Genomic DNA, 12,548 nt, shown 5'->3' with positions numbered 1-12,548 from the left:
TTACTAATAGATTTAAAGTTACCGAAGTAAATTTTATTGCGAAGTTATTTCAAAGAGGCTTATGCTTCCGAAGTAGTTTTATTGCGATGTTATTTCTAAAGGAGCACACGCTCCATAAAACTTTTAGGAGTTGAATTTATGAAAATCCGCATTTTAAAACATGATCTTAACGAGTCGATTCAGCACGTATCCAAGGCGATTTCCAGCCGTACGACAATTCCGATTTTGACGGGGATCAAGCTGGAAGTGAATTTTCAAGGGATGACCTTAACCGCCAGCGACACCGACATCTCCATTCAGGCCTTTATCCCGGCCGAGGACAAGGAGAAGCAGATCGTTCAAGTCGAACGTCCCGGCAGCGTAGTGCTGCCCGCTAAATTTTTCGTTGAAATTATCAAAAAGCTGCCTTCGGAAGAAATCGAAATGGAGGTTCAGGACGGCTTTCAAACGTTCATTCGCTCCGGTGCGACGGACATCCAAATGGTCGGCCTTGACCCCGAGGAATTCCCGGTACTGCCGAGCGTCGAGGAGAACCAGGTCATTTCCATTCCCGGCGATTTGCTGAAAAATATGATCCGGCAGACCGTATTCTCGATTTCCACCAACGAAACTTCGCCGATTCTGACCGGGGTATTGTGGAATTTAAGCGACAATCAGTTCAAGTTCGTGGCGACGGACCGGCACCGGCTGGCCAGCCGTGTGGCCGGGCTCGATGACGCCGAAGGGGCGCGCTTCAGCAACATCGTCATTGCCGGCAAAACCCTAAACGAGCTGAGCAAAATCATTCCCGATCAAAATACGCGCATCGAGATCGTCGTCGCCGACAACCAGGTGCTGTTCAAAATCGACCGCGTCCTGTTCTATACGCGCATTCTCGACGGGACTTATCCGGATACTTCCAAGATTATTCCGACAAACTATAAAACAGAACTGATTTTGGACACGAAAAAATTAAGCGATTCGATCGACCGCGCTTATTTGCTGTCCCGCGAGGAGAAAACGAACATCGTGCGCCTGCAGACGCTGGAGGACGGCTCCATTGAAATCTCCTCCAGCTCTTCGGAACTGGGGAAAGTTACCGAGCAAATGGAAGTCGCCCAGTTCACCGGGGAACCGCTGCGCATCTCCTTCAACTCGAAATATATGCTGGACGTGCTCAAAGTCGTGGAGAGCGAGCAGCTGCATATCGGATTTACGGGCGCGATGAGCCCGATCATTATCAAGCCGGTAGACGACACGCAGAGCCTGTATCTGATTTTGCCTTACCGGACTACCCACTGATCTGAAAGGAAATTGGCGCCATGAAAATAATCTCCATTTCCAGTGAATATATTAAATTGGATCAATTTTTAAAATTGGCCGATTGCGTGCCGACGGGCGGCATGGCCAAAGCGCTGCTGGCGGACGGGGCGGTCAAAGTCAACGGGGAGGCGGAAGAGCGCCGGGGCCGGAAGCTTTATCCTGGAGATAAAATCGAAGTGGAAGGAAGCGGAACCTTCCAGGTGGCCGGACCGAAGGCTCCCTGACCGGCTGCTTCACAGCCTTAAATCCGCGGAAGGAAGCGGAAAACGAGGGGGCTTAAGCTATCGTGTATGTTAATCAAATAACGCTGCAGCATTACCGGAACTATGATACGCTCTCGTTAAACTCGTTTGGCGCCGTCAATTTGATCATCGGACGCAACGCTCAAGGCAAAACCAATCTGCTCGAAGCTTTGTTTGTGCTGGCTTTGTCGAAATCGCACCGGACCGGCAAAGACAAGGAGCTGATTTCGTTCGGCAGCGATCACGCCGTGGTCGAGGCGGAAGTGGAGAAGAAGTACGGAGCCGTCCGCCTGGAGCTTCGCCTGACCTCGCAGGGCAAAAAAGCGAAGCTGAACGGTCTGGAGCAGCGCAAGCTCAGCGATTTCATCGGCGCGCTGAACGTCGTCATGTTCGCCCCGGAGGATTTGGAAATCGTCAAGGGCACGCCGGGAGTGCGGCGGCGTTTTCTAGATATGGAAATCGGCCAGGTGCAGCCCGGATATTTATATCATCTTCAGCAATATCAGAAGGTTTTGGTGCAGCGGAACAACCTGCTGAAACAAGCCTGGGGCGCCGGACCCGAGCTTTCCACGATGCTGGAAATCTGGAACGAGCAGCTTGCGGAGCATGGTGTTAAAATCATCAAAAAAAGGAAACAATTTATAAGAAAACTGCAAAAATGGGCGGAGCAGATCCACGAAGGCATCACCGGCGGCGGTGAAAAGCTGAAATTATCCTATCTTCCCTCGTTCGGCGAGACGGAAGAAGAAGATGAAGCTGTCTTATTGCGCCAATTTATGATAAAGTTATCACAAGTGAAGGATCAGGAAATCCGCCGCGGCATGACGCTTTGCGGCCCCCATCGCGACGATGTCTCTTTTTATATTAACGGGAACGAAGCCCAAGTATACGGGTCGCAGGGGCAGCAGCGGACCACGGCGTTATCTTTGAAACTGGCGGAAATCGAGCTCATTCATGAGGAGATCGGGGAATATCCCATCCTGCTGCTCGACGACGTATTGTCCGAGCTCGACCCTTACCGCCAAACCCAATTGATCGAAACGTTTCAGAGCAAAGTGCAGACGTTCATTACGGCAACTGGCATCGAAAGCATCAATGCAAGCCGGCTGCGGGACGCCAGCATTTTTCATGTTCAGGACGGACAAGTCCAAGGAGGGGCGAAGGAGTAAAATGTATATTCATTTGGGCGGAGAAAAAGTCATTCTCTCTTCGGAGTTGGTTGCGATTTTTGATATTTCCATCGAGCAGTCTTCGAAAATATCCAAGCAGTTTATCAGCCACGCGCTTGAGCAAAAAAACGTCGTGCGTATCGGCGAAGAAGAGGCCAAGTCGATCGTCGTGACCCAAAATGAAGTATACTATTCGCCTATTTCCTCGGCGACTTTGAAAAAAAAGGCTAACGTTATATTGGCGGTTTAGCGTTATAATATAAGTTCAGGGGTTTACAAGTTGTGGTTGAATCTATAGAAGTAGGTGAAGGCATTGTCGATGAACGAACAAACGTATGACGAGAGTAACATACAGGTGCTCGAAGGCCTGGAAGCGGTCCGGAAACGGCCGGGGATGTATATCGGATCCACCAGCGTCCGCGGTTTGCACCACTTGGTATGGGAAGTCGTAGACAATAGTATAGACGAGGCGCTTGCCGGCTATGCCAACAAAATCGACGTCATCGTTCATGAAGATAACAGTGTGACTGTCATAGACAACGGCCGGGGCATTCCGGTCGGCCTGAATGAGAAGCTGCAGAAATCAACGCTCGAAGTCGTCATGACCGTGCTGCATGCCGGGGGGAAATTCGGCGGCGGCGGGTACAAAGTGTCAGGGGGACTTCACGGGGTCGGCGTTTCCGTCGTCAACGCGCTGTCCACGAAAGTCGTCGTTGAGGTAAGACGCGACGGGCATGCTTATCAGCAAGAGTATCACCGCGGCGTGCCTCAATACGATGTGCGGGTCATTGGCGACACGGAGGAAACCGGGACGAAGACGAGATTTTACCCCGATCCGGAAATTTTTACGGAAACGACCGTTTTCGATTACAACACGCTGCTGACGCGGATTCGGGAGCTGGCCTTTTTGAATAAAGGCATCAATCTTTCCCTGACCGATGAACGCACCGGAGCCAGCGATTCGTTCCATTACGAAGGCGGCATCAAGGAATATGTGATTTTCCTGAATCATAACAAAGAAGTGCTGCATGAAGAGCCGATTTATGTGGAAGGCCAACGCGAAATGATTCAGGTGGAAATTGCCCTGCAATACAACGAAGGGTATACCGAAAATATTTATTCGTTTGCCAACAACATTCATACGCACGAGGGCGGCACCCACGAATCCGGCTTTAAGAGCGCGCTGACGCGCATCATCAACGATTATGCCCGCAAGGCCGGGATGATCAAGGACAATGACAACAATTTGACCGGGGACGACGTGCGCGAAGGATTGACGGCGATTATTTCCGTGAAAATTCCCGAACCCCAATTCGAAGGGCAAACGAAAACGAAGCTCGGCAACAGCGAAGTGCGGGGAATCGTGGAATCGCTGTTTGCGGAGAAGCTGCAGGAATTTTTGGAGGAAAACCCGGCCGTATCCCGGCGCGTCCTGGAGAAATCGCTGCAGGCTTCGCGGGCGCGGGAAGCGGCCCGTAAAGCGCGCGAGCTGACGCGCCGCAAGAGCGCCCTGGAGGTCAGCGCCCTGCCGGGCAAGCTGGCGGATTGCTCCTCCAAGGACGCCTCGATCAGCGAACTGTACATCGTCGAAGGCGACTCGGCCGGCGGCTCGGCGAAGCAAGGGCGGGACCGCCACTTCCAGGCGATTTTGCCGCTGCGCGGTAAAATTTTGAACGTGGAGAAAGCGCGTCTGGACCGCATCCTCGGCAACGCCGAAATCCGCGCGATCATCACGGCGCTGGGCACCGGGATCGGCGAGGAGTTCGATATTGCGAAGGCGCGGTATCACAAGGTCATCATCATGACCGACGCCGACGTTGACGGCGCCCATATCCGGACGCTGCTGCTGACGTTTTTCTTCCGCTACATGCGGAAGATCATCGAAGCCGGTTACGTTTATATCGCGATGCCGCCGCTGTTCAAAATCGAACGCAACAAAACGGTGCGCTACGCCCAGTCCGAGAAAGAACGCGATGAAATCATCGCCGAATTCGGCGAAGGGGTAAAAGTCAACGTTCAGCGCTACAAAGGTTTGGGCGAGATGAACCCGGAGCAGCTGTGGGAGACGACGATGGATCCGGAAAGCCGGACGATGCAGCAGGTATCGATTGCCGACGCCATTCAGGCGGATGCGATTTTTGATACGCTGATGGGCGACAACGTCGAGCCGCGCCGCGATTTCATTCACGAGCATGCCAGATACGTCAAGAACCTCGATATCTAATCGGATGGGCGAAAAAGTAAAAATCAGCGTGAAATTGATCAAAATACCGTCACTGTGGTGGCGGTATTTTTTTAATATGGAGGTACGCAAGAGGGAAGACGACGAGGAAGGTTACTTAAATTCGGCTTGTCTGAAACTTGCTATAATCAGTCATAGACGGAGTAAACCGGTGGGAATGACATGGTGACTACCCGAAAGGGGGTGACGCTGTATCACTTGACTTGTTCGTGAAGATTCTGGACTTGCTGCTTAAAGTGGTTGGCATTTTTGCTGGCCTTCAGACTTTGTTTTGCGGCAAAAAACAGAAGAAAGCACGTAGAGACAAGAAAAACCACCGGCGATAGGTTGGGCCCTCGACCGGTGGTTTTTCTTCTCTTTGAATGAAAATCTCGCCGTGGTTGCCCACTGGAGCTTTGTCGGAATAGTCGTGATGCTACCAACATCACGACTATTTTTATTTTACCCATGTGCAGATGAAGATATGACATAGGGGTTGTTCCTTCATAATTTGTCCTTAGTATAACACATCCAGCGTTACATATCTACAAATCAGTGTTTGGGGTTTTAAACTTCCATTCGTCGATATCTCGCGGGTCCACATGCAGCACATGGGCGATCAACAGCGCTAAGGTGGCGTTCGGAATCACAATGCCGTACTCAATATTCTGATAGTTTCGCAATGTGCATTTCATGGTGTTGTTGATGTGTTGTACGAGTGATTCTTGGGTAAACCCTGCGGCTTCCCTTGCTTCCTTGATCCTCAAATGCTACAGCTCCTCATTTTTATTCCGTCTCTTCTTTTTATGATAGAGGAGTTGAAAATTTTTAATCACGGTAAATTTTTCATGAAAAATATTGCGTTAATCATTTTTAGTTATATAATAAAAAAAGCCAGATCACCTCTGGTTTGAAAGCACTTTTTGCCGGATAGTAAAGAGGGGGAGGTTTGTCTCCTATAAAAAATTTCAAAAAAAGGCATATTTCCCTAGGATATTACACTAGGGAGGTACACGCCAATGAATGAAGATGGTATTCAGGCAAGGATTGAGCGAGAGCGAAACAAATTGCATGTATTAACGGAAAAATACAATGGACAGTTTGGACATCCGCGCGTGATTCATCAATCTATGATCCTTGATGAACTCATTAATCAGTATTACCAGCTTCATAGACGTAACATAAAAAAGCCGATTGCGTGAACAATCGACTTAGGGGCGAGAATCTTTGCTGGGTTGCTCGCCCTTTTATTTTAACAGATGATGAAAGCTTTGCAACTGGTGAGGCAAAAGCGTATGCATTCGTACAATCCTGCGTAAATTGTATTGACCATTGTTCAAAATATGGTTATATTTATAATATATTCCCAAAATTTATCAGAGGTGGTTAGTTTGAATAATACAACCACGATTCTCGGAGCGCTGGAGCAATTTTCAAAACAGCATGGGTTAAATATTAGTCAACTATCCAGGCTGACTGAATTGAATACGGGTACGATGAGTGCTATTTTAAACAGTCAGCGAGTGCTTTCCGTGCATCAACTGGACCGCATTACTAAGGTGATGAATCTACCCGATGGGCATTTTTATGAGCAGTACATCCAGGAGTACTTGAATGAAGTGGCGCCGAATTGGCGCAGAATCAAACCTTTTTTTTACCGGTGCGCAGAGCTAGACAAGTTGGATTGCATTAAGCAAATCGTAAATCTATTGCTGGATAACCCTTTATATGCATCTCCGCTGTTTGAGGTAGCAGAAGAGTTAATTGCGCAAGGAAAACGGATGGCAGCAGCGATTCTTTACGAGAGTGTAGCTCTAAGCGAAAAAAGTCAGCATTCAGAGCGGTTAGCTTATTGCCAGTACAAGTTGTTCCTAACTAGACTTGGCCCCGATCAGGAACAAAATTACCGGGCAGCGATCCAGTTTGAGCCTTTTGCGGAGCGGCTTGAGGAAATCGACCAACTGGTAGCATTGAAGGATTTGGCGGATACTTATCGTTCTTTGCGTCGCTGGGATAAGGTCAAAAAAATTTGCATAAAGTTAAAGCAGTTGGCTGAAATTCAGTACTCTTTCTCCCACTCCCGAAAAAAGTTGGATCAAGGCTTTGTTAAGCTGCCCAGGCCATTATTTTTTTATGTTGTCTTTGGTAATATGCTAATAAGTAACGCTTATTATGAACAAGGAGATTATGAATTGGCCCTGCAAATTCTCAGTGAAGCCGCCGATTTAGAATGGGTCAAGGAGACGGATGAAGAAACATTATACTGGAAGAACTTGTTTCAGGAATGGACTCAAGCTAATATTCTGCTAACCAAGTTAATGGCTGGCGACATAGAGTTGCTTTCGGAATATGTGAATTACTTCGAAACGAAGGAAAATGAAATACTCACAGGTTTATGGAATATCATGATAGTAGCTAACCGTTACAAGATTAACCTTGATCATATTCTTACTAAGTTTGAAAGCGTATTGTCTAACGTTCTGGAGCATGAAGAAAACGAAATATACAACCAACAAAATACTGACGATCAGCTCGTTGGTTTACTGTGTGAATTAGCTGATTATTATTTAATTAAAGGGGATCACAAACAAGGATTTAAATTCTTGATAGATGGCCTAAAAAAATCTACTATGATAAATGACGAAAGCTCTATGCTTCGGTGTATGAGATTGTTTGAACGTTTTAGAAACGTTGCGTCGGCTGAATCGAAAGTAGAGTATCATCAATTAGTGGAAATGGGGGATGGCCATGAAAAAAAATACTCTGTTGTACGCAATTAATTTTCTATTCGTATTGGTGATAAGTGTAGGAGTAAGTGCAGGACCGCTTATGGGAACGTTAGGCTTCCATGTTGGAGGTTAATTCGAATCTCTATCAGGCTAGTCGCTATAATTTACATATCAGCTAAAACCACCGGATTCCGCAAGGCTCCGGTGGTTTTTCTACCGGAAGCGGGGGAATCAGGAATGATACGAAGTATCGGGATTGTCAGGCCACTTGATGAGCTTGGGAGAATTGTTATCCCTATTGAATTACGCCGATTTATCGGGATAGGCCAGGGCGATACCATAGAGTTTTTTATTGACAATGAATCCCAAAGAATCATGATGCGCCCGTACCGGACGCAAGAGTGCCTGTTCTGCCAATCGATGGAGCAGCTTATATACTTCCGGGAACGCTTCATTTGCGCGGCATGCTTACGGGAACTGTTCCCTACACAGCAAGCTGGGAGTCAACAAACGGCCATCATGGGAATAGCGGTGGCGTTGGAAAATCGAAACGATCCCGACGCAGGAGCTGTACGGCGGCCCCGGCAGAAGACGAGTGAATTAATCCGAAAGCTTAATGAAGTGATGGCTACCTATCCGTCTGAAAATCAATCTAAGTGGGCGAAACGGATCGGCGTTTCACCGTCGAGAGTCGGCCAACTACTTCGTGCTATGAAAGAAGCTGGGAGTCAACAATCGGCCAACCAGGAATTTGCGGTGGTGTTGGAAAATCAAAGCGATTCAGTTGCAGGAGCTGCACGGCGGCCCCGGCAGAAGACGAGCGAATTAATCCGAAAGCTCAATGAAGTGATGGCTACCTATCCGTCAGAAAATCAATCCCAATGGGCGAATAGGATCGTAGTTTCGCCGTCGAGAGTCAGCCAACTACTTCGTGCTATGAAAGAAGAAGAGGGCCAATAGTGAATTCCGGTGGTTTTTCTGTCATGATGCATTTGTGACCGTTTTCTTACTAAATAAATAAAATTTTGTAATAAATAACCAAACACCTCCTAATTGGGTAATAATGAGAGATGTAATAATAGATTCAAAAAAGCCCGTAGAAGGAGGTGAGTATGGATGGATGATATGTTAATGGGTAGTATTCTACTGTTCGTCGTGTGATTTTGATTTTAATCTTCGTATTATCCGATCTAGAACCATACCTACCATGAACCAAAAAAACACAGTGATTACGTAAGTGAGGACAATTGGGAAGAATACCACTATTTGATTGAAAACTGGAAAATTAATTGATATCCACACTACAGGGCTAATCAGGGCTAAGAGGATTGCATACTCATCAAATCCGAAAATTTCTATAATGACGATCGCTAATGAAATAAAGGCGAGCCAAAAACGAAATGTTTTAAATATCCCTCTCATAATGAAAACTCCCATCCTAGAAGAAAGTATATAAACCAATCATAGTATAGAACTCCTTTTATACCCAGTTTGAGTAACATGCCTTGTGATGAAATTACTTTTTTGGGAGGCTGTTTATTTATGAAAATAGGAAAGACTTTAGTCACTGTTGGAGGATCGGTGCTTCTTTTATCGACTTTAGTTCCGGCTACCATGGCATTGAATGATAACTTATTGGAAACTAAAATTCAGCGCTACACATTCTTGACAGCCTGAAAAGTTGGCATATGCCGACGTTTCCCCTTAATCATTGCTTCCCTGCTACCGGATACTTTTAATGTTTATGGGCTTGTTGTGAAAAGTCTGTTGAAGTATGTAGTATCGTGACAAGTATTGTCTAAAATCACCATATTAGGGTTATTTTGTGTTATGTTAATGATGTGTATATCGGATTTTAAGTAGAGGGAGGAGGAGCCGAGCTAAGGTTGGATTCTGGTGGTTTTAAGGGTTATTTCAAAAATTAAAACAGGAGATGGGTAATTTGTTTAAGAAAGTTAGTAAATTAATGGGAACTGCTGTTCTTTCGGTATCTTTGTTAGCTGTTTTTCCTGGAGTTAATGTAACAAAAGCTGAAGCACAGAATGAAGTTACAGAAACTTATGAATCACAAAATGAACTCCATTTAACAGATTTTTTTAATAACTTTAATCAGTTAAGTGGTAGTGATGCTTCTGATCAGTCAATTGTAATTACAGACCGGGATACAATTAATGCAGTAGCTGAGGAACAATCTTTAGCTGATCCAGATTCAATTAAAGAGATACGGTTTGATTCTGTACTTTTAAATTCAGAACCCTCTTCGTCTGATAATAAGCCTTCAGCAGTAACTAGTAAACCACACATAGAAAATGTAAAAGATCTGGGCACAGGTTGGATCTTTAAAAATAACTATATATCACATATTTTTGATGGTCCTGCTAGTGTAGAACAAACTTTTTCAAAAGAGGATTCCCAAGCTTTTACTGGTGAATTGGGATTGAAGTTCCCAAAGGTTGTTGAGTTAAAATTTGGAGTTACACTTGGTGAAAAGAAGACACAATCAACGAAATATTCATTTAAAGTTGCTAGTAATGAAACTATTGAGCTTAGAATCTACACAAATTACAGAAAAAAGAGTTATGAACTCTGGGAATTAATAAACGGACTAGACTATAATAGAGGTACTGACTATCTTCATACATCAGTTGGACTGTATTTTGAACAGATAAAACGATAAAACTAAAAAATGAAGAGAACAATTATTAGTATCGCTTTACTGTATTGTGGGGTTATTGTATGTTTGACTATATTAGGGTATGGATTTAAATACTCCAAAGACTTAACAGTATGGCGTGAAAGCTATGGGAAACTATGGACACTTATCAGTGATAATCATTTACTACTTCCGTTCTATTTTTCATTAGCAGTTTCGTTGGTTGCATTTGTTTTGTTGTTAATAGAATATTTTTTTGAAAAAAAATAGTTCATATTTTGTTGAATATGCGGGCCGCCGTTCTTGGGACTTTTTGAAATCTTGTGAGGAACGGCAAATGCTGATACAAGTGATGAGGCACTCGAATGGGGAAAACCATTCGGGTGCTTTTTTGTTGGCCGGATCGCTCCGGTGTAGTCACCAAACGGCCAATGAGAACCCCCGTATTTACCGATTGCTCATTTTGAGCAATCGGGTGCATATAATGAGTAATCGCTACTCCCTATATGTTGTATTACTCAAAATGAGCAATACTATATGCAGTATTATGAGTCCAACTTCTAGAAATAATGGTCTAATTGGAAAGACAGAGTAACCGGTGGGATTGGCATTCTTGCTGGCCTGAAGACTTTGCTCTGTGGCGGACAGAAGAAATTACGTAAATGCAAAAAAACCACCGGGAATAGGTTTGGAGAACCGCCCGGTGGTTTTTCGGCTGTGATAGGTTGAAAATCTCGCCGTGGTTACCCATCGGCCCTTGTCTGCCGCGATCCAGCATCGCGGCATTTTTCATTTTGCGTATTTTCTAAGCACATTATACCACAAGCAGGGCTTACGTAAAAGCTTGATCAACCGCCTTTATGATTTCTGCCTCTGTCGGTTTCGCGTATCGCCTGGTTATGTTATTGTCGGCGTGTCCGGCCAGCTCCGCGACCGTGGCAATATCTACACCGGGGGTGCTGACGAGTTCACGGCAGAACGTATGTCTCAATCGGTGTGGGTGGACACCGAATTTATACAGCATGTGTTGCACGGTGATCCGCTGAATGAGAAGCTGCAGAAATCGACGCTCGAAGTCGTCATGACTGTGCTGCATGCCGGGGGGAAATTCGGCGGCGGCGGATATAAAGTACCAGGGGGACTTCACGGGGGCGGGTGGGCGAAAAAGTAAAAATCAGCGTGAAATTGATCAAAATACCGTCACTGTGGTGGCGGTATTTTTTTTACGATGGAGATGCATTACAACTTACTACTTCATTCCGAGGTGATTTCCATGGCTGGTCGGGCTCAACCGGCGGTGAAGCGGCCTCACGCCGCCAGCGGCCGCAAAATGAAGTCGTTGCAGCGGGGCGAAACGATCGCCGGAATATTGTTCGTCAGCCCGATGCTGCTGGGCGTGTCCGTGCTGGTGCTGCTGCCGATTGTCGCCACGCTGGTGCTCGGGTTTGCGGACTGGAATTTCGTGCAGGGCTGGGACGGCATCCGTTTTGTCGGCTTGGAAAATTTCCGCAACCTGATGGAAGATTCGATGTTTATTCGTTCACTTCGCAACAATTTGATCTTTCTGCTGACCGTTCCGGCGTATATGCTGATTTCGATGGTGCTGGCGATTTTGATCGACCGTTACGTGTACATGAAGGGGTATTTCAAGGTGGCTTATTTTATGCCATACATCTCCAACATCGTCGCCGTGGCCGTCGTCTGGCAGGTGCTGTTTCAGCCTTCCTACGGTCCGATCAACGAGCTTTTGAAAACGATCGGCTTCGCCAATCCGCCGAAATGGATCGCCGATCCGAATTATGCGCTCATCTCGATCATGATGATCACGGTTTGGATCTCCATCGGCTTCAACATGATCATTTACATCGCCGGGCTTCAATCGATCCCCAAGGATCTGTACGAAGCCGCCGATATCGACGGCGCCAACGGGTGGGTGAAATTCCGCCGCATTACGTTTCCGCTGCTGTCGCCGACGTCTTTTTTCCTGATGGTCACCGGGATCATTTCCACGTTTAAAGTGTTTGATATCATCGCTGTATTAACCCAGGGAGGACCGATCGGTTCGACGACGATGATGGTGTGGTATCTGTACGATACGGCCTTCGTGAATTTGAAGGTGGGCTACGCCTCCTCCATCGCCACGGTGCTGTTCGGGCTGGTTATGCTGATTACGTTCATCCAATGGATCGCCCAGAAAAAATGGGTCAACTACTGAGGAAAGGAGTGGGCTTA

General features: G+C 46.4%; 13 protein-coding genes. 11 read left to right on the top strand and 2 right to left on the bottom strand.

The features are described 5' to 3' along the window. Positions 1–138 precede the first annotated feature (138 nt). The 5 genes from dnaN (at position 139) to gyrB (ending at position 4,937) form a co-directional block, all read left to right on the top strand. Positions 139–1,281, top strand: a complete 1,143-nt coding sequence (dnaN, locus tag DYE26_RS23185) for a DNA polymerase III subunit beta (RefSeq protein WP_036618206.1) — start codon at positions 139–141, stop codon at positions 1,279–1,281. Positions 1,282–1,301: 20 nt separating this feature from the next. Further along, the gene (yaaA, locus tag DYE26_RS23180) at positions 1,302–1,526 is read left to right on the top strand and encodes a S4 domain-containing protein YaaA (RefSeq protein ID WP_036618205.1); all 225 of its coding nucleotides are present in this window, start codon (positions 1,302–1,304) and stop codon (positions 1,524–1,526) included. A 62-nt stretch (positions 1,527–1,588) separates the two neighbouring features. Continuing rightward, complete coding sequence (gene recF / locus DYE26_RS23175) at positions 1,589–2,713, top strand: DNA replication/repair protein RecF (protein WP_036618203.1); 1,125 nt, start codon at positions 1,589–1,591, stop codon at positions 2,711–2,713. Between the two features lies 1 nt (position 2,714). Then, a complete protein-coding gene (gene remB, locus DYE26_RS23170; RefSeq protein ID WP_036618201.1) occupies positions 2,715–2,963 on the top strand; it encodes an extracellular matrix regulator RemB in 249 nt (82 codons plus the stop codon). A 69-nt stretch (positions 2,964–3,032) separates the two neighbouring features. Further along, on the top strand, positions 3,033–4,937 hold the full coding sequence (gyrB, locus tag DYE26_RS23165) for a DNA topoisomerase (ATP-hydrolyzing) subunit B (protein ID WP_036618199.1): 1,905 nt from the start codon (positions 3,033–3,035) through the stop codon (positions 4,935–4,937). A gap of 542 nt (positions 4,938–5,479) precedes the next feature. Here gyrB and DYE26_RS23160 read toward each other — a convergent pair. After that, entirely contained in the window at positions 5,480–5,701 is a 222-nt protein-coding gene (locus DYE26_RS23160; RefSeq protein WP_036618197.1) for a helix-turn-helix transcriptional regulator, read from the bottom strand. A gap of 252 nt (positions 5,702–5,953) precedes the next feature. Between DYE26_RS23160 and DYE26_RS23155 the strand changes: the two genes are divergently transcribed. From DYE26_RS23155 to DYE26_RS23135, 5 genes are all read left to right on the top strand, one after another. After that, a complete protein-coding gene (locus DYE26_RS23155; RefSeq protein ID WP_036618195.1) occupies positions 5,954–6,136 on the top strand; it encodes an aspartyl-phosphate phosphatase Spo0E family protein in 183 nt (60 codons plus the stop codon). A gap of 180 nt (positions 6,137–6,316) precedes the next feature. Continuing rightward, the gene (locus DYE26_RS23150) at positions 6,317–7,714 is read left to right on the top strand and encodes a transcriptional regulator (protein WP_326067827.1); all 1,398 of its coding nucleotides are present in this window, start codon (positions 6,317–6,319) and stop codon (positions 7,712–7,714) included. 186 nt (positions 7,715–7,900) lie between these two features. Beyond that, the gene (locus tag DYE26_RS23145; protein ID WP_051985146.1) at positions 7,901–8,623 is read left to right on the top strand and encodes an AbrB/MazE/SpoVT family DNA-binding domain-containing protein; all 723 of its coding nucleotides are present in this window, start codon (positions 7,901–7,903) and stop codon (positions 8,621–8,623) included. A 582-nt stretch (positions 8,624–9,205) separates the two neighbouring features. Beyond that, positions 9,206–9,340: a hypothetical protein gene (locus tag DYE26_RS34590; RefSeq protein WP_255310288.1), complete on the top strand. Its 135-nt coding sequence runs from the start codon at positions 9,206–9,208 to the stop codon at positions 9,338–9,340. Between the two features lie 265 nt (positions 9,341–9,605). Then, positions 9,606–10,340 carry an enterotoxin gene (locus DYE26_RS23135; RefSeq protein ID WP_036618190.1) on the top strand — a complete coding sequence of 245 codons (735 nt, stop codon included), beginning with the start codon at positions 9,606–9,608 and terminating at the stop codon, positions 10,338–10,340. A gap of 808 nt (positions 10,341–11,148) precedes the next feature. On the opposite strand, the gene DYE26_RS23130 is transcribed toward DYE26_RS23135, so the two are convergent. Beyond that, a complete protein-coding gene (locus DYE26_RS23130) occupies positions 11,149–11,412 on the bottom strand; it encodes a site-specific integrase (protein ID WP_082207993.1) in 264 nt (87 codons plus the stop codon). A 234-nt stretch (positions 11,413–11,646) separates the two neighbouring features. Between DYE26_RS23130 and DYE26_RS23125 the strand changes: the two genes are divergently transcribed. Beyond that, positions 11,647–12,531: a carbohydrate ABC transporter permease gene (locus DYE26_RS23125; RefSeq protein ID WP_371861054.1), complete on the top strand. Its 885-nt coding sequence runs from the start codon at positions 11,647–11,649 to the stop codon at positions 12,529–12,531. Positions 12,532–12,548: the final 17 nt, after the last annotated feature.

Origin of the sequence: Paenibacillus macerans (genome assembly GCF_900454495.1) — a bacterium.
Taxonomy (GTDB): domain Bacteria; phylum Bacillota; class Bacilli; order Paenibacillales; family Paenibacillaceae; genus Fontibacillus; species Fontibacillus macerans.
The sequence above is the reverse complement of the archived record's forward strand: the minus strand, read 5'-3'. Positions and strand labels throughout refer to the sequence as shown.